The sequence below is a fragment of the Micromonospora sp. NBC_00898 genome, assembly GCF_045207895.1.
Lineage (GTDB): Bacteria > Actinomycetota > Actinomycetes > Mycobacteriales > Micromonosporaceae > Micromonospora.
On sequence record NZ_CP108775.1, the window covers coordinates 692,066 to 712,373 of the forward strand.

Annotated in this window: 21 protein-coding genes; 11 read left to right on the forward strand and 10 right to left on the reverse strand. The window is 73.7% G+C overall.

The features are described 5' to 3' along the window. Window positions 1-16: 16 nt before the first annotated feature. Window positions 17-619 (reverse strand): cadmium resistance transporter, encoded by a 603-nt coding sequence (locus OG799_RS03280; RefSeq protein ID WP_406042939.1) that lies wholly within the window; start codon window positions 617-619, stop codon window positions 17-19. A gap of 242 nt (window positions 620-861) precedes the next feature. On the opposite strand from OG799_RS03280, the gene OG799_RS03285 reads away from it, so the two are divergent. The 3 genes from OG799_RS03285 (at window position 862) to OG799_RS03295 (ending at window position 3,995) form a co-directional block, all read left to right on the forward strand. Next, window positions 862-1,089 (forward strand): helix-turn-helix domain-containing protein, encoded by a 228-nt coding sequence (locus OG799_RS03285; protein WP_302763103.1) that lies wholly within the window; start codon window positions 862-864, stop codon window positions 1,087-1,089. Between the two features lie 46 nt (window positions 1,090-1,135). Further along, on the forward strand, window positions 1,136-1,903 hold the full coding sequence (locus OG799_RS03290; protein ID WP_406042942.1) for an enoyl-CoA hydratase/isomerase family protein: 768 nt from the start codon (window positions 1,136-1,138) through the stop codon (window positions 1,901-1,903). Window positions 1,904-2,015: 112 nt separating this feature from the next. Continuing rightward, on the forward strand, window positions 2,016-3,995 hold the full coding sequence (locus tag OG799_RS03295; RefSeq protein WP_406046188.1) for an ABC transporter ATP-binding protein: 1,980 nt from the start codon (window positions 2,016-2,018) through the stop codon (window positions 3,993-3,995). Window positions 3,996-4,018: 23 nt separating this feature from the next. Here the strand turns inward: OG799_RS03295 and mug are convergent, their stop codons facing one another. From mug to OG799_RS03320, 5 genes are all read right to left on the reverse strand, one after another. Then, window positions 4,019-4,603: a G/U mismatch-specific DNA glycosylase gene (gene mug / locus OG799_RS03300; RefSeq protein WP_406042944.1), complete on the reverse strand. Its 585-nt coding sequence runs from the start codon at window positions 4,601-4,603 to the stop codon at window positions 4,019-4,021. A 10-nt stretch (window positions 4,604-4,613) separates the two neighbouring features. Further along, window positions 4,614-5,375: an SDR family oxidoreductase gene (locus OG799_RS03305; protein ID WP_406042946.1), complete on the reverse strand. Its 762-nt coding sequence runs from the start codon at window positions 5,373-5,375 to the stop codon at window positions 4,614-4,616. A 41-nt stretch (window positions 5,376-5,416) separates the two neighbouring features. Next, window positions 5,417-5,851 carry a hypothetical protein gene (locus OG799_RS03310; protein ID WP_406046189.1) on the reverse strand — a complete coding sequence of 145 codons (435 nt, stop codon included), beginning with the start codon at window positions 5,849-5,851 and terminating at the stop codon, window positions 5,417-5,419. A 128-nt stretch (window positions 5,852-5,979) separates the two neighbouring features. Continuing rightward, on the reverse strand, window positions 5,980-6,822 hold the full coding sequence (locus OG799_RS03315; protein WP_406042948.1) for a DUF692 domain-containing protein: 843 nt from the start codon (window positions 6,820-6,822) through the stop codon (window positions 5,980-5,982). Continuing rightward, on the reverse strand, window positions 6,819-7,745 hold the full coding sequence (locus OG799_RS03320) for a TIGR04222 domain-containing membrane protein (protein WP_406042950.1): 927 nt from the start codon (window positions 7,743-7,745) through the stop codon (window positions 6,819-6,821). The genes OG799_RS03315 and OG799_RS03320 overlap by 4 nt, the downstream gene beginning before the upstream one ends. 287 nt (window positions 7,746-8,032) lie before the next feature. Here OG799_RS03320 and OG799_RS03325 point away from each other — a divergent pair, with 287 nt between their 5' ends. Continuing rightward, complete coding sequence (locus tag OG799_RS03325) at window positions 8,033-9,271, forward strand: IS110 family transposase (protein WP_406046190.1); 1,239 nt, start codon at window positions 8,033-8,035, stop codon at window positions 9,269-9,271. Between the two features lie 23 nt (window positions 9,272-9,294). Here OG799_RS03325 and tnpB read toward each other — a convergent pair whose 3' ends face one another. The 3 genes from tnpB to OG799_RS03340 form a co-directional block, all read right to left on the reverse strand. Beyond that, window positions 9,295-10,674, reverse strand: a complete 1,380-nt coding sequence (tnpB, locus tag OG799_RS03330) for an IS607 family element RNA-guided endonuclease TnpB (RefSeq protein WP_406042952.1) — start codon at window positions 10,672-10,674, stop codon at window positions 9,295-9,297. Next, window positions 10,671-11,252 (reverse strand): IS607 family transposase, encoded by a 582-nt coding sequence (locus OG799_RS03335; protein ID WP_406042954.1) that lies wholly within the window; start codon window positions 11,250-11,252, stop codon window positions 10,671-10,673. The genes tnpB and OG799_RS03335 overlap by 4 nt, the downstream gene beginning before the upstream one ends. 145 nt (window positions 11,253-11,397) lie before the next feature. After that, the gene (locus OG799_RS03340; protein ID WP_406042956.1) at window positions 11,398-11,970 is read right to left on the reverse strand and encodes a TetR/AcrR family transcriptional regulator; all 573 of its coding nucleotides are present in this window, start codon (window positions 11,968-11,970) and stop codon (window positions 11,398-11,400) included. Between the two features lie 105 nt (window positions 11,971-12,075). Between OG799_RS03340 and OG799_RS03345 the strand changes: the two genes are divergently transcribed. The 3 genes from OG799_RS03345 to OG799_RS03355 all read left to right on the forward strand — a co-directional run bounded on the left by OG799_RS03345 (window position 12,076) and on the right by OG799_RS03355 (window position 14,754). Continuing rightward, window positions 12,076-12,930, forward strand: coding sequence for a carbon-nitrogen hydrolase family protein (locus tag OG799_RS03345; RefSeq protein ID WP_406042958.1), 855 nt, complete (start codon window positions 12,076-12,078; stop codon window positions 12,928-12,930). Between the two features lie 61 nt (window positions 12,931-12,991). Further along, complete coding sequence (locus tag OG799_RS03350; protein ID WP_406042960.1) at window positions 12,992-13,636, forward strand: HAD family hydrolase; 645 nt, start codon at window positions 12,992-12,994, stop codon at window positions 13,634-13,636. Between the two features lie 188 nt (window positions 13,637-13,824). Next, entirely contained in the window at window positions 13,825-14,754 is a 930-nt protein-coding gene (locus OG799_RS03355) for a serine protein kinase RIO (protein WP_406042962.1), read from the forward strand. 43 nt (window positions 14,755-14,797) lie between these two features. Here the strand turns inward: OG799_RS03355 and OG799_RS03360 are convergent, their stop codons facing one another. Continuing rightward, a complete protein-coding gene (locus OG799_RS03360; RefSeq protein WP_406042964.1) occupies window positions 14,798-15,052 on the reverse strand; it encodes a DUF2630 family protein in 255 nt (84 codons plus the stop codon). Between the two features lie 136 nt (window positions 15,053-15,188). Here OG799_RS03360 and OG799_RS03365 point away from each other — a divergent pair, with 136 nt between their 5' ends. The 4 genes from OG799_RS03365 to OG799_RS03380 all read left to right on the forward strand — a co-directional run bounded on the left by OG799_RS03365 (window position 15,189) and on the right by OG799_RS03380 (window position 20,202). Beyond that, the gene (locus OG799_RS03365; protein ID WP_406042966.1) at window positions 15,189-16,106 is read left to right on the forward strand and encodes a GNAT family N-acetyltransferase; all 918 of its coding nucleotides are present in this window, start codon (window positions 15,189-15,191) and stop codon (window positions 16,104-16,106) included. A gap of 204 nt (window positions 16,107-16,310) precedes the next feature. After that, the gene (locus tag OG799_RS03370; RefSeq protein ID WP_406046191.1) at window positions 16,311-17,648 is read left to right on the forward strand and encodes a cytochrome P450; all 1,338 of its coding nucleotides are present in this window, start codon (window positions 16,311-16,313) and stop codon (window positions 17,646-17,648) included. Continuing rightward, entirely contained in the window at window positions 17,645-18,565 is a 921-nt protein-coding gene (locus tag OG799_RS03375) for a terpene synthase family protein (protein WP_406042968.1), read from the forward strand. The genes OG799_RS03370 and OG799_RS03375 overlap by 4 nt, the downstream gene beginning before the upstream one ends. Next, entirely contained in the window at window positions 18,562-20,202 is a 1,641-nt protein-coding gene (locus OG799_RS03380; RefSeq protein WP_406042970.1) for a prenyltransferase/squalene oxidase repeat-containing protein, read from the forward strand. Before OG799_RS03375 ends, OG799_RS03380 begins: the two co-directional genes overlap by 4 nt. Window positions 20,203-20,308: the final 106 nt, after the last annotated feature.

Genomic DNA, 20,308 nt, shown 5'->3' on the forward strand with positions numbered 1-20,308 from the left:
GGCCGGGCCGGGCGGGTCAGCCGGCGAGGTCGGCGAGCTGGGTCAGCACGCCGGAGCTGACCAGGATCACCACGCCGATGCCGATGAAGACCGTCGGGACCAGCCAATGGCCGGCGCGGCCGACCAGCCGGACCACCCGGGGGTGGCCGCCCAGCAGGGCGGCGGTCGCGCACCAGAGCGCCACCAGCGCGGCGAAGACCAGCAGCCAGACCAGCCCGGTCGCCGGGTCCAGGGAACGGAACACCGGCACGTAGACCGCGATGTTGTCCGACCCGTTGGCGATCGTCACCCCGGCCACGCCGAGCAGGCCGCCGACCACGGCCGGCGGCTCGTCGGAGTCGGCGTGGGCGAGCAGCGTCCGAACGCCGAGCCCGATCGGCAGCAGGCCGAGCAGGCCGGTCCACGGGTCGGGGACCACCAGCAGTCCGGCCGCGACGACCACCGCCGCGGCGACCAGCGCGCCGATGCCCAGGTACTGCCCGGCGACGATGTGCCAGGGGCGCGGTCGACCGGCGGCGCGGGCGGCCACGAAGAGCACGGTCAGCACGACGATGTCGTCGATGTTGGTCGCGGCAAACACCAGGGCGGCACCGCCCGCGGCGGCCGGCAGGTCGGTCACCCGAGGCAGCGTACGGGGCGTCGGCCGGCGCTACGACGAGCCATGATCGACCGGGTGGCCGGCCGGTCGTGGCGGTCCGGCGGGCGGCGTGTCAGCCGGTCGGAAGGATCACTCTATCGGGAAGCTGACATCGCATAGCGTGTCGGTTGGCGAAGAGTTGATATCTGGCGCATGATCGTTCGAGGCGGTCTAATAGGTGGGACCGTATCCGAACCGCACAGTCTGGGACGTGAGGAATCAGCATGGCAGCCACTGGCACAGCCACCAGCACTGAGAAGGGTCGCCGGATCGTCGGGGCCGAGCGTCAGACGCTCGCCAAGGACCTGGTAAAGCGGTACACCGCTGGGGAGAGCATCCGTTCGCTCGCGGCCTCGACCGGCCGTTCCTACGGGTTCATCCACCGGGTGCTCACCGAGTCCGGGGTGCAGCTGCGGCAGCGCGGCGGCGCCCGGCGCCGCAAGAAGGCGTGACCCGCCCGCCAGCGTCGTCCATCACCACCCTGCCCCGGGCGGTCCGGTGACCGCCGAGACGACCGGGGTACGACTCGACTGCGACGGGCCGGTCGCGACGGTGACGTTGTGCCGGCCCGACGTGCTCAACGCCCAGACCCCGGCGATATGGCGCGCGATGAGCGACTTCTCCCGGGATCTGCCCGGCGACGTCCGCGTCGTCGTCGTACGCGGCGAAGGGCGGGCCTTCTCCGCCGGCCTCGACCTGTCGGTGGCCGGCGCCTCCGGCCCCAACTCCTTCGCCGAGCTGTCCACCCTGCCCGAGCAGGAGTGCGCCGACCGGATCGCCGAGTACCAGGGCGGCTTCACCTGGCTCCACCGCCCCGACGTGATCTCGGTGGCGGCCGTGCAGGGCCACGCGATCGGCGCCGGCTTCCAGCTCGCCCTCGCCTGCGACCTGCGGGTGCTCGCCGAGGACGCCAAGCTGTCCATGGCCGAGGTGACCCTCGGTCTCGTCCCCGACCTGGCCGGCACGAAGCGCCTCGTGGAGCTCGTCGGCTACGCCCGCGCGCTGGAGATCTGCGCCACCGGCCGCCGGATGGACGCCGCCGAGGCCGACCGGATCGGCCTGGCCAACCTCGTCGTGCCGACCGCCGAGCTGGACGGCGCGGTGCGGGACCTGACCGCCGGCCTGCTGGCCGGCAACCGGGACGCGGTGGTCGAGATCAAGGCGCTGCTCGCCGGCGCCGGTGGTCGTACCCACGCCGAGCAGCAGCGCGCCGAGCGGGAGGCGCAGACCCGCCGGCTGCGGGACCTCGCCGGGCGAGGAGAATAGTAAGGACCCGTCGGGAAGATCCGGGTTACTCGCGAGGTTGTCGTAGTCGTCGGGAGAATTGACCCGACGGTCCACGCTGCCCACGACCCGGAGGTGACGAATGTCCAGTCCGATGCACGGCGGGGGCATGGCGGGCTGGAGCATGCTCCGGTCGATGCGCAGCCAGGACGAGGTCTCCAGCCACCAGCTCAAGCGCGGCACCGCCAAGCGGATCGTCGCCTTCGCCCGGCCGTACCGGCGCGACATCGTGGTCTTCCTGGTCACCGTGGTGATCGCCGCGGTCATCGGAGTCGCGACCCCGGTCCTGGCCGGAAACGTGATCAACGCGATCAACCGCGGTGGCCCCGAGGCGGGTTCCGTGGTCGTCCGGCTCGCCGTGGTCATCGGCGTACTGGCGGTCGCCGACGCGCTCTTCTCCCTGGCCCAGCGCTGGTACTCCGCCCGGATCGGCGAGGGCATCATCCTCAACCTGCGCACCCGGGTGTACGACCACGTCCAGCGGATGCCGCTGCAGTTCTTCACCCGGACCCAGACCGGCGCGCTGGTCAGCCGGCTCAACAACGACGTGCTGGGGGCCCAGCGGGCCTTCACCTCGACCCTGTCCGGCGTGGTCAGCAACGTCATCCAGCTGGTGCTCACCGCCGGCGTGATGTTCACCCTCTCCTGGCAGATCACCACGCTCTCGCTGATCCTGCTGCCGATCTTCATCATCCCGGCCCGCCGGGTGGGCAAGCGGCTGGCCGAGATCACCCGCGAGTCGTACAACCTCGACGCCAAGATGAACGCGACGATGACCGAGCGGTTCGGGGTGGCCGGGGCGCTGCTGGTCAAGCTCTTCGGCTCGCCCGAGCTCGAGGCGCGCCGCTTCGCCGGCCGGGCCGAGCGGGTGCGTGACATCGGCATCCAGTCGGCCATGTACTCGCGGACCTTCTTCGTCGCGATGCTGCTGGTGGCGTCGCTGGCCCAGGCGCTCACCTACGGTCTGGGCGGCTGGCTCGCGGTCACCGGCGCGGTCAGCGCCGGCACCGTGGTCACCCTCGCGCTGCTGCTCACCCGCCTCTACGGGCCGCTGACCGCGCTGTCCAACGTCCGGGTCGACGTGATGAGCGCGCTGGTCTCCTTCGACCGGGTCTTCGAGGTCCTCGACCTGCGCCCCGGCATCGAGGAGAAGCCGGACGCCGTCCCGGTGCCCCGGGGCAACGGCCGGGTCGAGTTCCGCGACGTGCGGTTCCGCTACCCCAGCGCGGCCGAGGTGTCGCTCGCCTCCCTGGAGGAGGTCGCCACCCTGGACCGGACCATCAACGAGCCGGTGCTCAAGGGCGTCTCGTTCACCGTGGAGCCCGGGCAGATGATCGCCCTGGTCGGCCCCTCCGGCGCCGGCAAGTCGACGCTGTCCATGCTCATCTCCCGGATCTACGACGTGAGCGACGGCCAGGTGCTGGTCGGCGGGGTCGACGTCCGGGACGCCACTCTCGCCTCGCTGCGCGACGAGATCGGCGTGGTCACCCAGGACTCGCACCTGTTCCACGAGACCATCGCGGAGAACCTGCGCTACGCCAAGCCGGACGCCACCGACGACGAGATCTGGGCCGCCCTGGCCGGCGCGCAGGTCGCCGATCTGGTCCGGTCCCTGCCCGACGGGCTGGAGACCACGGTCGGCGAGCGGGGCTACCGCTTCTCCGGCGGCGAGAAGCAGCGCATCGCCATCGCCCGGGTGCTGCTGAAGGCACCGTCCATCGTGATCCTCGACGAGGCCACCGCCCACCTGGACTCGGAGAGCGAGGCGGCCGTGCAGCGGGCGCTGTCGGTGGCCCTGACCGGGCGGACCGCGCTGGTCATCGCGCACCGGCTCTCCACCGTCCGGGACGCCGACCAGATCCTCGTCCTCGACGAGGGCCGGATCGTCGAACGGGGCCGGCACGACGAGCTGGTCGCGGTCGGCGGCCTCTACGCCGAGCTGTACCGCACCCAGTTCGCGGTCGCCGACTCGCCCACCCCGTTCGTTGACGCCACCGGCACCGAACCGGTGATCACCATGCCGATGGCGACGTACGTGGCCGACGAGGCGATGCCGCCGGCCGCCGCGAACTGACCCGCGGCGGCGGCCACCGGGGATCAGCCGGCGGTCGTCGCCGCGCGCAGCTCCGCGAAGGCGGCACCGAGCGTCTCCGGGGTGAAGTGCGCGTTCAAACCGCTCGGGTTGGGCAGCACCCAGAGCCGGGTCGCGCCGAGCAGCTCGGGCTGCGGGCCGAAGGTCGCCTTCGGCCGGGCGAAACCGATCCGGTACGCGGTCACCCCGACCACCGCCACCCACCGCGGCCGGTACCGCGCGACCTTCCCGGTGAGGATGTCCGCGCCGGCCAGCAGCTCCGCGGGGGTCAGCTCGTCGGCCCGGGCGCTGGCCCGGGCCACCATGTTGGTGATGCCCAGGCCCCAGTCCAGCAGCTCGCCCTGCTCGCTGGGGTGCAGCTGGCGCGGGGTGAAGCCGCCGCGGTGCAGCGCCGGCCAGAACCGGTTGCCCGGCCGGGCGAAGTGCCAGCCGGTGGCGGCCGACCAGAGACCCGGGTTGATTCCGACGAAGAGCACGTCCAGCCCCGATGCGATCAGGTCCGGGATCGTGCGGTCGGCGGCGGCCGTCAGCTCCTCCCGCGTCGGCCGCGGGCCGCGCCGGGCAGCGGCCGGCCGGTGTCCGCCCGTCACCGGGCCGCCGTCACAGGCCGCGCAGCGCGCCGCCGTCGACGGGCACGGTGATTCCGGTGACGTAGCTGGCGGCGGGGGAGAGCAGGAATGCGGCGAGCCGGCCGAACTCCGCCGGCTCGCCGATCCGACGCAGCGGGATGCCGGCCTCCGCCTCGGCCCGGGCCCGCTCGGCGTCCCCGGTGGCGGCGAGGAGCTCCCGGTTCCGGTCCGTCATGATCCGACCCGGCAGCAGACCGACCACGCGTACGCCGCGCGGACCGTACTCGTCGGCGATGTCCTTGGCCACCCCGGCCAGGCCGGGGCGCAGCCCGTTGGAGATGCCCAGACCGGGCACCGGCCCGCGGGCCGAGGTGGAGAGCACCAGGCCGATCGCGCCGCCGTCGGTGAGCGCGGCGGCGACCGTCCGGGCGGCGCGGACGCTGCCCAGGAAGACCGTCTCGAAGGACTCCCGCCACTGCTCGTCGGTCACCTGGGCGGCGGTGCCCCGAGGCGGCCCGCCCACCGAGACCAGCGCCCCGTCGAGGCGGCCGAACTGTTCCCGGGCGGCGGCGACCAGCCGCTGCGGCGTCTCCGGGTCGCTCAGGTCGGCGGTCAGCCCGCTCGCCCGTTCCGGGCCGCCGAGGGCCTCGACCGCCGCGACCACCCGCTCCGGGGCGCGCGCCGAGATCACCACCCGCGCGCCGTCCGCCACGAGCTGCTCGGCGGTGGCGAAACCGAGGCCGCCGGAGGCGCCGGTCAGCACGTACACCCGGCCGGTCAGTCCGAGATCCATGGGGCCGATCCTGCCGTACGCCGCAGCGCCGCGCCAGCCGCTCAGCGTCGGGCGGGGCGCAGCTGGCGTACCCGACCGGCGAGCTGCACCGCGACGGCGCCGCCGGCCCGGGCCACGGCCGGGAGGCGACGCGGCCGGGGTGCGTGGCGGCCGTCGTATCGGGTGGTGGCCTCGCGGGTGGCGAGCTCCTCCGCGCCGAGCGGCGGCAGCGTGCCGCGGGCGCGCAGCTCCCGGGCCAGGTCCCAGCCGTCGCGCAGCGACCCCTTCGTGGGGCGGCCCGCCACCCAGTCGGTGAAGGCGGCCGGCCAGGCGGCGCCGAGGCCGGCGGCGAGCAGCGGCCAGTGCCGGGCCACCTCGCCGCCGCGCTTGCGCAGCAGCGCACGACGCGCGGCGTCCACCGGCGCCGGGGCGAATCCGGACGGCAGCGGACCGCCGGCGACCAGCGCGGCGACAAGCTCCGCCTGCCGGGTGGCCAGGTCGCCGCGCGGGCCGGGACCGCCGCTCGGTGGGCGCCCGGCCGGCGCGGGGACAGGCCCGGGGCGGTGGCCGCCGGTGGCCGACGGCGCCGGGGTGACCGCCGCGCCGGGCGCGGGGTCGGGGCCGGTCACGTGACCACCGGGAATCCGGCGGCGGCGGCGAGCGCGTCCAGCTCGCCGCGTAGTTCCGCCGCCGGCGGGTAGTGTCCGTCCCGCTCCAGCAGCAGTGCGGGTGGCCGGTGCCGGGCGCAGAGCTCGCCGACCAGGTCGAGGACCGCCGCGGGCATCGGGTCGGTGTGCGTGTCGTGGTAGAAGCCGCCCTGGTCGGCCCCGCCCGCCACGTGCACGTAGGCGACCCGGTCCAGCGGTAGCAGGTCGAGCAGTGCGAGCGGGTCCGTGCCCCGGTTGCGGGCGTTGGCGTGCACGTTGGCGACGTCCAGCAGCAGCAGCGCCCCGGTGGCGTCCAGGATCTCGGTCAGGAACTCCGCCTCGTCCAGTTCGTCGTCGGGCCAGTCGAAGAGCGCGGCGATCGGCTCCAACGCGATCGGCACCGGCAGCTCGGCCTGCGCCCGCCGGACGTTCGCCACCACCGCGGCGACCGCCTCCCGGCTGCGGGGCAGCGGCAGCAGGTGGCCGGCCTCCAGCCCGCCGGCCCGGACGAACGCGATGTGCTCGCTGACGAGCGGCGCGTCGACCGCCGCGGCCACCCCGGCCAGGTGGGCCACCCGGGCCGGGTCCACCGGCTCCGCGCCGCCGAGCGACAGCTTCACCCCGTGCGGTACGACGGTGACGCCGCGCTCGCGCAGCTCGGACAGCTCGGGTGGGAGCGGGCCGGTCGGGGTGACCGTCTCCGCCACCACCTCGACGAAGCGCAGCCCGGGCAGGCGGGCCACGAAGCCGGCGATCTCCGGCCGCCAGCCGATGCCGACGCCGTGCGGGCCGGCCGGCGTTCCGGTCGCCGGGCCGGTCATCCGCCGCACCCGCCTCCGCCCCCGCAGGAGCTGCCGCCCCCGCAGGAGCTGCCGCCCCCGCAGGAGCTGCCGCCCCCGCACGAGCTGCCGCCGCCGCAGCCGCTCGACGAGCCACCGGTGCTGCTGATCGCCTCGCGCTGGATCTCGGCCTGTTCGGCGAAGCCGGGATCCATGGCCCAGAGGGTGGCGGTGCCGAACAGCGCGACGCCCATCGCCGCGTCGGACGGCCCGTAGGTGGCGTAGGCCGGTGCGGCGGAGGGCCGCAGCCAGGTGTGCCGTCGGCGCAGCTCGCGCAGCTCGCGGTTGGCGGCGCGGGTGCGCCAGGGCACCCGGGCGAGCAGCAGGAGCGCGATGAGCAGCGGCACCAGGGTGAGCATCAGGTAGCCGGCCGGGCGGCCGTGGGAGAGACCCTCGAAGAGGCGGAGGCCGCCGAGCAGCAGGAGGGCGCCGATCAGCGTCGGACCCCGCCGGACGGCGGCCCGCTGGGCCGGGGAGAGCGCCAGTCCGCGCTGCTGGAGGCCGTCGCGCAGCTGTTCGAGCGCCCGGGCGACCCACTCGTCCCGGCGCAGCTCGCGGGAGTGGACGTGCTGGGCGGCGGCGTTGTAGATCGCCTGGTCCAGCGGGGTGACGCCGGCGGGCATCTGGGCGCCGGTGGTGAGCCGCCGGTCGGGGCGTACGCCCACCACGCCGATGCGGCGCAGGCCTCCGAGTGCCGTCCAGATCGCGAGTTGGTCGCCCCCGTTGAGGTACGCGACCTGCTGCGGTCCGATCGGCCCGGCGTCGCCGGTGGCCGTGCCGGCCAGGGCGCGGAAGCGGTGGACCAGGGTGCCGACGAGCGCCACGGCCACGGCCAGGAGGTACCAGCGCAGGAAGACCGGGCCGGGGATGCCCCAGGTGTCGCCCGGTGCGGCGAGGACGGTCATGCTCTGCTCCTGTCGCGCGAGGGGATCGCGGCCGTTACCTAATGAGTTCTGGGAGTAAGCCGTCCGGCAGACTCCTGGTGGGTAGGTAGCCGCCGACAGACGAGCACTCGCGTTTCCTGGACGTTGAGTCCTACTGAAAGATCGTGCCGCTGCCGGTCGGTGTGGAGAGTTGATCGCTGATGGGATGTCGTGCCCGCCCGGTTGTGGCGTGAGCACTGCTTCATTAGGTCGCTGATGGTTCTCCTCCTGGCTACCGAAGGTGATCGACTCGATATACGGGAGACGTGTTGCTGTTCGTGGGAGATGACTGGGCGGAGGACCATCACGACGTCGAGGTGATGGACGCTTCCGGCCGTCGGCTGGCCAAGGCTCGCCTGCCCGAGGGCGTCGCGGGTATGACGCGGTTGCACGCGATGATCGGCCAATGGCTCGGCGACGACGCCAACGACACCGAGGACGTCGCTGCGCGGGTGAAGATCGGTATCGAGACCGATCGGGGCCCGTGGGTCCAGGCGCTGGTCGCCGCCGGGTACACGGTGTACGCGGTCAATCCGTTGCAGGCGGCCCGTTATCGGGAACGCCTCGTGTTGTCCGGGGCCAAGAGCGACGCCGCCGACGCGCACATGCTCGCCGACATGGTGCGCACCGACTCGCACCAGCTGCGCCCGGTCGCCGCAGACAGCGTCGAGGCCGAGGCGGTCAAGGTCGTTACCCGGATGCACAAGACACTGGTCTGGGAACGGACCCGCGCTGTTCAGCGGCTGCGGCACGCGTTGCGGGAGTACTTCCCCGCCGCGTTGGCCGCGTTCGAGGACCTCGACGCCGGCGACACCCTCGAGCTGCTGGTCAAGGCCCCGGACCCGGCGAGCGCCGCCAGGTTGAGCCTGGCGCAGATCAGCGCGGCCCTCAAACGTGCCCGCCGCCGCGATGTCCCGGCGAAGGCGGCCGCGATCCAGACCACGCTGCGCGCCGAGTACCTCGGCCAGGCCGCCGTGGTCACCGCCGCCTACGCCGCGTCGGTGCGGGCTCTGGTCGCGCTGCTGGTCACTCTCAACGAGCAGGTCAAGGCCTTGCAAGGGCAGGTGGAGGCCTATTTTGGCCGGCACCCGGACGCTGAGATCATCCTGTCCCAGCCCGGACTGGGTGCCGTCCTCGGCGCCCGGGTGCTCGCCGAGTTCGGTGACGACCACGCCCGCTACGCCTCGGCCAAGGCCCGCAAGAACTACGCCGCTACCAGCCCGATCACCCGCGCCTCCGGGAAGAAGAAGACCGTCGCCGCCCGGTTCGTACACAACGACCGGCTCATCGACGCGCTGATGACCCAGGCGTTCTCCGCGTTGAAGGCCTCGCCGGGCGCCCGCTCCTACTACGACCGACAACGCGCCCGCGGCGCTTCCTACAACGCCGCGCTGCGCCAGCTCGCCAACCGGCTCGTCGGCATCCTGCACGGATGCCTGAAAACCGGCACCGTCTATGACGAGGCGGCCGCCTGGTCGCATCATCACCTCACCGAGGCTGCTGCTTGACATTCAAACTCCTGGGATGTCTTTCAGTGCGCTCTAGCGAGCGTGTGATCGGTAGTCCCGCCTTGCGGTGGGACGGTCCCGGTCTGATCAGCGGTGGCTGTGCCGGGTTGACGCTTCACAGCCACCTGCCCGCCGGGGCGGGTCTGACGGTCGGCTCCACGTCCTGCCGCCGGGCCACTCCCGGCGGTGTCGATCTGCGCTGCGAGTGCGGCGAGGTTGCGTGCGGCGTTGAGGTCGCGGTCCAGGGTCAGGCTGCAGGCTTCGCACTGGTATTCGCGCTCGGACAGGGCCAGCTTGGCTTTCACCGTGCCGCAGCCTGAGCAGGTCTTCGAGGACGGGTACCAGCGGTCGGCGGTGAGCAGCCGCCCGCCGTTCCAGCCGGTTTTGTAGCCGAGTTGGCGGTGTAGTTCGGCGAGCCCGGCGTCGGCGATGTGGCGGGCCAGGCGCCGGTTGCGCAGCATCCCGGCCACGTTGAGGTCTTCGACCACGACCGTGCCGTAGGCGGCCGTGAGGCGGGTGGTGAGTTGGTGCAGACCGTCGCGGCGCAGGTTCGCGACCCTGGCGTGCGCCCGGGCGAGCTGGGTCTGGGCGTGCCGCCACCGGTTCGACGGCTGCTGCCCGGTGCGCCGGTCGGGACCGACCCGGCGGGACCACCGCCGGGCGAGCCGGCGCATCCGCCGGGAGGCGGTGTCCAGGTGGCGCGGGTTGGGTACGAGTTCGCCGGTGGACAGCACGGCCAGGTGCGTGATGCCAACGTCCACGCCCACGGTCGCGTGCGGGCGGGTCGGGTGGCGCTCGGCGCGCTCGACCTCGGCGCAGAACGCGACATGCCAGCGGCCGCCGTCGCGGCGCACCGTCGCGGACAGGATACGGGCGGTGCCCGCGTCGAGTCGGCGGGCGAGTTTACGGGCGGACTCGTGTAACTTCAATCGGCCCAGCCTCGGCAGCGTGACGTGTGTGCGGTCGGGCTCGACGCGGATGGTGCCGGTGGTGAACCGCACGGACGGTGTCGTGCGGCGGCGGGAGGTGAACCGGGGGAACCCGACTGGCCGGCCGGCCCGTTTCCCCGCACGGGAGTCCGACCAGTTCTTCAGCGCCCGGGCGAGCGCGTCCAGGCCGGTGTTGAACGCTTCCTTGGAGCATTCCGGCCACCACGGCGCGACCTCGCGCTTGGCGCTGTTCCACGCCTTGCGCAGCGCGGGCAGTGTCCAGCCGAGCGACGGGGTGAGCTGATCGTCGGGCACGCCGTAGGTGCGTTCGGCGGCGCGCTGGTCCATGACGGCCTTCACGCGGGCCAGCGCCCAGTTGTGCGCCACCCGGGCCGCGCCCGCATGGGCAAGCACGGCCCGTTCCTGTGCTGGGGTCAGGTCGAGGGCGAACCGGTATGCCTGGATCGTCTTCACGCCGGGCCGTCCCAGGTGGCGGCTTCGACGCCACGGCATGCGCGGTTGGCCGCCGCGCGGCGGCCGTAGAGGCGGGCGCACAGCGAGGTCAGGATCTCGGTGACGTCACCCACCAGGTCGTCGTCGACCTCGGCCGGGTCCACCACGAGCAGGCGGCGGCCCTGCGCAGCCAGCGCGGCTTCGACGTACTCGGCGCCGAAGCGGGCGAACCGGTCGCGGTGCTCCACCACGATCGTGGTCACGGCCGGGTCGCGCAGCAGCGCGAGGAACTTCTTGCGGTCGCTGCTGAACGCGGAGCCGACCTCGGTCACCACCCGCGACACGGCGAGGTGCCGGCCGGTGGCCCAGACGGTGACCCGGGCGACCTGCCGGTCCAAGTCGACGCGCTGGTCGGCCGACGACACGCGGGCGTACACCACAACCTGACCGGCGTCCGGCATCGCGGCAGCCAGCGGCTCGCCGACCATGATGAGCCGCCCGAGCCGGTAGGTGGGAACAGGCAGCGCCCCGGCCGCGTACTGCCGCCGCGCGGTCACATACGCGATGCCCTGGGACGCCGCCCACTCCTTCAGGTTCACACAACCACCGTAGCTCCTTAAAGGACGCTAAAGCGCGTCGAGACGCCAGCAGCTAGGAACCCCATTGTGGAGCAGACCCGCCACGGGCGATCCGGCCCGCGGGCCGAGTTACCGGACCGAGATCCGGCGCGCGGGGACCGGGCGGTCAGCGGCGGCGGACCGCCTCCTCGACCAGGTCGAGCACCGGCCCGAGGTCCCCGGCCGGGCGGCCCATGGCCAGGTGCAGCACCAGCCCGTCATAGGCCAGTTCCAGGAACTGGGCCAGCACGTCGATCGGCACGTCCTCGCGGAGCACCCCCGCCTCCCGCTGGCGGACCAGGCGTTCCCGGGTGGCCTCGGCAATGGCCGCCGACCGTTGCGCCCAGCGCCGGGCGAAGGCCGGGTCGGTGCGCAGTCGCCGGGAGACCTCCAGCTGGCTGCCCAGCCAGCCGGTGGTGTCCGGGGAGACGGCCCGGGCGAGCAGGTCCCGCATGACCTGGACCAGGCCGTTGCGGGCCACCGTCTCCACCATGACCGCGGCGTCGTCCTCGGCGACCGCGAGGAAGAGCGAGTCCTTGTCGCGGAAGTGGTGGAAGATGGCGCCCCGGGAGAGCCCGGTGGCCTCCTCCAGGCGGCGTACGGTGGCGCCCTCGTAACCGTGCCGGGCGAAACACGCCCGCGCGGCGGCGAGGATCTCCTGCCGGCGCGCGTCGAGCTGGTCCTGACTTACTCTGGGCACGGGACGATCGTGTCAGGTGCCCCGGGCCGATGCAAACCGTACGTACGGCTTGGGATCGGGTTTCGCCGACACCGCCCACCCCGGCGATCCGGTTACGATCGCCCGATGACGCCGGCCATCGCCCTCGCCGCGCACCCGCTGACCGTGGCGGCCGTCCAGGCCGAGCCGGTCCCCGGCGACGTCGCCGGGAACGCCGCCACCGCCGCCCGGCTGGTCGGCCGGGCCGCTGGCGCCCGGGTCGTCGTGCTGCCGGAGCTGTTCCTGCCGGCGTACCACCCGCCGACCCTGGCCGCCGACCCGACCGGCACCGACGTGGCCGCCGGCGCCGACGGGCAGGTCGACGATCCTCGGCTCGACCCGCTGCGGGCGGCCGCCCGGGACGGTGGCGCCACCGTGGTGGTGGGCGCGGCCGTCCGGCACCCCGACGGCCGGCGGACCATCTCCTCGCTGGTCGTGGACACCGCCGGCATCGCCCGGGCGGCGTATGACAAGCAGCAGCTCTGGGGCGGCGAGCGGGACCTGTTCGACGCGGGCCGGCGCGGTGCCACCCTGCTGGTCGACGGCTGGCGGCTCGGCCTGGGCATCTGCTACGACGGGTGCTTCCCCGAGCACGGCCGGGCCGCCGCGGCCGACGGCGCGCACGGCTACCTGTGCCCCAGCGGTTACCTGGCCGGCTCGGCGCACCGCCGTGACCTCTACTACGCCGCCCGCGCCCTGGACAACACCATGTACGTGGTGTTTGCCAACGCCGTCGGCGGCGCCGACCCGTGGCGGTTCAACGGCGGCGCGGCGGTGTACGACCCGGAGGGCCGGCCGCTCGCCCGCGGCACCGACGCGGGGGAGGACGTGCTGGTCGCGACCTTCGACCCGGGGGCGCTGGCAGCCACCCGGGCGGCGCACACCATGCTCGTCGACCGGCCGGCCGACGAGGGGCTCACCCGTTCGGTGCTGGCCGGCTGACCGACGCCGCAGGGTCGCCGGGGCCTGTCGGGCGGACACCTCGGTCCCGTAGGGTGCGCGAGTGCCGCTGCTCCTGCTGGACCTGGACAACACGCTGCTCGACCGCACCGGGCCGTTCCGCGCGTGGGGAGAGCGCTTTCTGGACGGCGTCGGCGCGCCGGCCACCGACATCGACTGGCTGCTCTCCATCGACGCCGACGGGCTGACCGACCGGTGGGACGTCGCGGACGCCATCCGGGACCGGTACGGGCTGCGCATCCCCTCCATCGACCTGGTCGACGAACTGCACGACGGGGTGGTGGCGAACACCCGGCTGGATCCGCTGGTGGCGTGCGCGCTGCGGATCGCCGACGACGCGGGCTGGGTGCCGGTGGTGGTCAGCAACGGCGCGGTGCGCCAACAGGACGCGAAGATCCGCCGAACCGGCCTGGACCGGTACGTGGCCGACTGGGTGATCTCCGAGGAGGCCGGGGTCAGCAAGCCCAACCCGAGGATCTTCGCGCTCGCCGCCCAGCGTGCCCGGATGCCGCTGCGCGGCGCCTGGGTGATCGGGGACGGCCCGGAGGCGGACATCGGCGGGGCCGCCGCGGTCGGCCTGCCGAGCGTCTGGCTGCATCGCGGCCGGACCTGGTCGGATACCCGGTTCGCGCCCACCCGTACGGTGGACGGGCTGATCGCCGCGGTGGCCACCGTGCTCGCCGGCTGAGCCGGCGCCCCGTCCCCGCCGGGACCCGCGTTATTCGGTTGACCCGGCGATCGCCCCCGGTGAGCATGGTCCCCGCGCGCAGGCGCAGCCGGGCGGCGCCCGGTCGAGGAGAGGAGGTCGGTCATGGCCGTCTTTGCAGGTTCGTTCCACCTGCCTCCACCAGCCTCGACCAAGGGATCACCGAACCCGTGCGTGAACACGAGCTCCCGGCGCGCGAGCGCCGTGGCCGCGGCAAGAGCCGCTTCGACGACGACGAACCGTATTTCCTGAAGCAGGGCCGGCCCGCCGAGCCGGCCCTGACCGAGCCCGACGACGAGTCCGACCTCGAGGACCCCTGGTCCTCCTGGGACGCGGCCGTGCACGGGCCCGAACCGCACCCCGAGTGGCTGGTCACCGAGTTGGCCGCGCGGGACACCGAACTCGGCGTGCTCAAGACCGGCAAGGAGGCGGACGTCCACCTGGTCCGCCGGGCCGTGCCGGAGACCGGCCGGTCCTGCCTGTTGGCGGCGAAACGCTACCGGGACGCCCAGCACCGGCTCTTCCATCGGGACGCCGGCTACCTCGAGGGACGGCGGGTCCGCCGGTCCCGGGAGAACCGGGCGATGGCCGGGCGGACCGCCTTCGGCCGGCAGATGATCGCCGGGCAGTGGGCGGCGGCCGAGTTCTCGGCGCTGGCCCGGCTCTGGGAGATCGGCGCCGAATCCGGGCGGATCGCCGTGCCGTACCCGGTGCAGCTGCTCGGCACCGAGCTGATGCTGGAGTTCGTCGGGGACGCCGACGGGGGACAGGCCGCGCCGCGGCTGGCCCAGCTCCGGCCCGAACCGGCCGAGCTGCGCGACCTGTGGGAGCAACTGGTCGACGCGCTGGTCGTGCTCGCCCGCGCCGGGTACGCGCACGGCGACCTGTCCCCGTACAACCTGCTCGTGCACCGGGGGCGGCTGGTGATGATCGACCTGCCGCAGGTGGTCGACGTGGTGGCCAACCCGCAGGGGCCGGAGTTCCTCGTCCGGGACGTCCGGGTGGTCGGCGCGTGGTTCGCCGCGCGGGGGCTGCCCGCCCTGGACGTCGAGCCGGAGGCGCTGACCGGGCTGCTGCTGCGGGAGGCGGGCATCCGCTGAACGGTCCGGGTCCCGGGCGGGCCGACCCGCCCGGGACCTGGGTTCACTGGAGGTAGCGCTCCACCTCCGGCACCGGGCGCTCGCCCTGGGCGTCCGGGTCGCCGTGCGCCTGGCGGGCCGCCCGGCGGCGGCGCAGCAGGTCCCAGCACTGGTCGAGGGATTCCTCCAGCGCCCGCAGCCGTTCCTTGGCCTCGTCGTCGGTGCCGGACTCGTGCTCCTGCGCGGCCGAGCGGAGCCGGTGCTCCTCGTCGACCAGTTCGGAGATCCGGTTCAGGATGGTCTTGTCGTCCATGCCCATGAGCCTGGCACAGGCCGCCCGGACACGCCCACGTTCTCCCCCCGCGGGCACGCCCCCGAACCGGGCGGCACCGACGCCCGACCGCGGTGTCCGGTGGGGTGCTCGGCCGTGGTGGCGGAAGGGTAGGTTGCCGGCAATGACCGTCGTCATCCGTGCCTTCCGATCCGCCGACGCCCGCGCCGCCGCGGAGGTGCTCCGGGCCGGCGCGCCGTACCAGGTGGTCACGCCGGAGCTGCTCGGCTGGCAGGCCACCTCGGCGCCGGTGGCCGAGCACCATGCCCTGCTCGTCGCCGAGTCGGCCGGGGAGCTGCTGGGGGTGGCGCGGACCGGGCTGCTTCACGAGAGCGCGGAGCCGGGGCTGGGCTTCGCCAACATCACCGTGCACCCGGACCGCCGCGGCCGGGGCGCCGGCGCTGCGCTGCTGGCCGCCGCCGAGGAGCGGCTCGCCGGGCTGGGCGTGCTGACCGCGTACGCCAAGGTGGCCGACGATCCGGCGGCGATCGCCCTGGCCGAGCGGCGCGGCTACCGGCGCGGCCGGCTGGCCCGGCTGCTCCACCTCGACCTGGCCGCGGCCGAGCTGCCGCAGGTCCCGGCGCCGTCCGGGGTCCGGCTCGCCTCGGCGGCGGACCTGGCCGACCCGAGGGCTCTCTACGAGGCGGACCTCGACGTCTCGCGGGACGAGCCCGGCGAGGTGGGGATGGACGAGATCTCCTACCACGACTGGCGGGCCGCCTACTGGGACCGGCCGGATCTGGACCGCTCGCTGGCCTCGGTGGCGCTGGTGGATGACGTGGTGGTGGCGTTCAGCTTCGCGCTGACCGACGGGCGGGACCGTTACCAGTCGGGGATGACCGGCACCCGGCGCGCGTATCGCGGCATGGGCCTCGCGCGGCCGGTCAAGCTGGCCGCCCTGCGTCGGGCGCGGCATGCCGGCTACCGGCACGCGGTGACCAGCAACGACGCCGACAACGAGGCGATGCTTGCCGTCAACCGCCGACTGGGCTACCGGGTGGTCGGCGGCGAGTGGCAGTACCGGCGGGAGTTGCGCCGTTGAGCTGTCCCGTCGGGATCCTTTATGGACTATGAAACTTTCCACTGCGAAAATTCTTCTTTCACCATCTAGAGAAGTTGCTCGGACGGTGTCATGCTTCCCGGGTCCATGACTCGGCACAGTCGTCCTACGACAAGCCTTGCCTGAGGGAGCCCGCAGCAGGTGGAAGCAGCAGCCACGCAGGCCGGTACCCGGCGAGCGGACTCGATGCCGTTACGTCGGATCCTGCCCGGCCTGATCCGGGATCCGGCCCGGGCGCTCGTGAACTGCGGCGAGCGGTCCCGGGGGGAGGTCGTCCGACTCAACCTCGGCTCCTTCCGGCCCTTTCTGGTCACTCACCCCGAGCACCTGCAGCGGGTGCTGCGTGAGCGGTCCGACAACTACGTGCGCGCCGGGGACGGGCTCCAGTGGCGGCCGCTCAAGCGGCTGTTCGGCGAGGGGATCCTCAGCGACGGTCAGCACTGGACGGACAGCCGTCACGTCCTGCAGCCCCTCTTCACCGCCCGGCGGATCGACTCCCTGGTGGACACCCTGGCTGAGGTGATCGACGGCGCGGTCGGCGAGCTGGACGCGCCGGCCCGCTCTGGAAGCCCAGTCGACATGGGCGTCGAGCAGGCCCGGATCGTCTGCCAGGCCATCATGCGGGTCTTCTTCGCCGACAAGATCTCGGTGCCTGACGCCATGCGGATCATGGAGGCGCAGGACGTCATCGCATGGTCGGTGATGCCCCGCATCGCCGTACCGTGGGCCCCGCTGGCCGTGCCGATGCCCGGCGACCGGAGCTTCCGTCGGGCCGTCCAGACCATCGACGACCTGCTGCTGCCCATCGTCCGGGCCTCCCGTGAGACCGCCGACGCGGACGGCGACGACGTCATCGCGACGCTTTGGCGCGGCCATACGCCAGATGGCCGCCGGCTCGACGAGTGGCAGGTCCGCAACGACACCGTGGCCATGGTCGCCACCACCACCGAGACCACCATCAGCGTCCTCACCTGGCTCTGGCCGCACCTCGAGGCGGCCCCGCAGGTCGCCGCTCAGCTGAACGAGGAGATCGACCGCGTGGTCGGCGACGGGCCGATCCGCGGCGCCCACCTCAAGGAGCTGCGGTACACCCGGCAGGTCCTGGACGAGTTGCTGCGGCTCTATCCGATCGGCTGGCTCTTCCCCCGGCGGGCGGTCGAGGAGGACGTGGTGGGCGGCGTCCGCATCCCCGCCGGGTCGACCATCGTGGTCAGTCCGCTGATCACCCACCGGATGTCGATGTTCTGGGACCGGCCGGAGGTCTTCGACCCCGACCGGTTCGCCCCGGAGCGGGTTCGCGGTCGGCACCGGTACGCGCACTTCCCGTTCGGCGGGGGCCCGCACCAGTGCCTCGGTATGCACCTGTTCTACCTGGAGGCGCTGCTGATCGTGGCCACCGTGCTGCGCCGCTACCGCTTCCGGCTGCGCCGGCCGGAGCTGCCCGGGATCAAGGTCGCCGCAGCGCTGCGCCCCAGGCAGCGGGTGGAGGTGACGCTCGAGCCGGCCCCGGGCAGGACCGGATGACCCCGTCCGGCCAGCTGACCGACGTGGTCTCGGAACAGATGCGGGTCGCGGCCGAGCAGGGCCGGATCTCGGCCCTGGCGGCGCGGGGGCAACGCGACCTCGCCGAGCTGGCGGCCGGGTACCCGGAGCTTTTCCCGGCCCGGCCGTTCGACGCGGCGCTGTTCGCCAACATCGCCGCGGCGATCGCCTTCGGCGCGCCCTGGTGCGATGCCGCGCGGCTGCGGGTCACGAACCGCGCCGTGCTCTGGGGCTTCGCGCTGGACTGGCTCGTCGACTACGTCGCCACCTCCCGTACGGAGATCGACCGGATCGCGGCCCGCTGCCTGGCGGTGGCCGACGGCGGCGCACCCGCCCAGGACGACCCGCTCGGCCGCTTCCTGGCGGAGTTGCGCGACGAACTGGCCACCGTCGCCGCATTCCCCGACCTCCGTCCCTTGTGGTGTGCCGAGCTGCGTAAGGTGCTCGACGCCATGGCCCGGGAGTGGGACTGGAAGCGGGCCTCCGGGATGGACGGCGTACCGGCCGCGCTGCCGAGCCTCGACGACTACCTGGACAACGCCGACAACCTGGCCTGCACCGTGGTCAACGTCACCCATTGGATCTACTCCGGCGACCCCGCCACGCTCGCCCACCTCGACCCGCTCATCGAGGCCAGCGGCGAGGTCCAGCGCATCCTGCGCCTCGTCAACGATCTGGGCACGTACGAGCGGGACCTGCGATGGGGGGACCTCAACGCCCTGCTGCTGGTCGACGACCGGAGCCTGGTGGAACGCCGCATCGACGAGCTGGTCGCGCGGGCGGGGGAGCTGCTGGCCCCGCTGGAGCGCAGCTGCCCCGAGCAGGCCCGCTACCTGGCCCGGCAGATCGGGTTCAGCAGCGGGTTCTACCGCTCCGCCGACTTCTGGGGAGCACTGTGACCAGCACCCCGTGGGTCGACGCACGCCAGGACGACAGCCGCCCCGCCCCTGCTGACCCGCCGGACAGTACCGAGGTGGACGGCCTGCTCGCCGCCCTGCTCCGGCAGCCCGCCGGGCAGCTCACTCCCTCGGTGTACGAGACCGGGCGGCTGGTCACCCTCGCGCCCCGGCTGTCCGGCCACGACCGGCGGTTGCGCTACCTGCTCGACCGCCAGCGCGCCGACGGCGGCTGGGGCGCGCCGGAGGGGTACGCTCTGGTGCCCACGCTCAGCGCGGTCGAGGCCCTGCTGGGCACCCTCGCCGCCGGTCGACCGGCCGGGGTGCCCCGGGACGAGCTGCGCGCCGCCGCCCGGCGCGGTGTGGCCGCGCTCTCCGGTTGGCTCGGTACCACCCTGCGGATTTCAGTGCCGGACACCCCCGCCGCCGACCTGATCGTGCCGACCCTCGTCGACGCGGTGAACGGGCAGTTGCACAGCCTCGACGACCAGCCGGACTTCCGATGGCTGCCCGCGACGACGCCCCTGGCGCTGCCCGCCGGCATGGACCGCCGGCGGTTGGACGCCCTGCGGGGATTGCTCGCCCACGGTCGACCCGTGCCGCAGAAGTTGCTGCACGCCCTGGAGGTGCTGGGTCCCGCCGCGCGGTGCCGCGCGGACGTCGTACCGGTCGCGGGCGCGGTCGGCGCATCGCCCGCGGCCACCGCCGCCTGGGTGGGGGAGCCGGGCGGCGCGACCCTGGCCTACCTGGAGGACGCGGTCCGGCGGCACGACGGGCCAGTGCCCTGCTGCACTCCGATCTCCGTCTTCGAGCGGTCCTGGGTGCTGGCCAACCTGGCCCGAGCGGGCCTGCGTGCCCGCCCGGCGCCCAGCCTGGTCGCCGAGCTGACCGCGGCGCTCGGGCCGGAGGGCACGCCGACCGGCCCCGGGCTGCCGGCCGACGCCGACACCACTTCCGTGACGCTGTACGCGCTCGCTCGGGCCGGCCACCCGGTGCACCCGGCCAGCCTGGCCCGGTACGAGCGGGACGGTCACTTCTGCACGTGGCCGGGCGAGGACGGCTGGTCGGTCACCACCAACGCGCACGTGTTCGAGGCGCTCGGCTGGCACGCTGGCCGGAACACCGCGAAGGGTGATCCCGCAGCCCGGCGGCTGCTCCGCCTCGCCGGCTGGCTGCGGGAGCAGCAGCACGCTGACGGCCGCTGGTGCGACCGCTGGCACGCTTCGCCGTACTACGCCACCTCGTGTGTGGTCATGGCGCTGGACCGGTATGCCCCAGCCGCAGTCGCGGCGGAGTCGGTGGACCAGGCCGTCGACTGGGTGGTCGGCACCCAGCGCGCCGACGGGTCGTGGGGCCGCTGGTCGGGCAGCCGGGAGGAGACGGCGTACGCGCTGCACGTGCTGCTGGGTGTGGGCCGGACGAGGCGCCCCGGGGTGGCCGACTCGGTACGGCGGGGTGTGGCCTATCTGTCCGCGACGGTCGGCCAGCAGGACGACCCACCACTGTGGCATGACAAGGACCTCTACGCTCCGGTCCTCATCGTCCGGTCGGCCGTCGCTGCCGCCCTGCATCTCGCCGCAGCCCGGCCCGAGCTGAGCGGGCTGGCGCCGACCGGCGGACGCGGAACATCAACTTCATGATCAGGAACGCTTGAGTGGCATCCTCGACACTGCTAGCGTGCGCCGGGGTCGATGCGTGTAGGTCGCGGCACGCCGACTCTCGATCCGCACGGGCCACGCCAGGGAC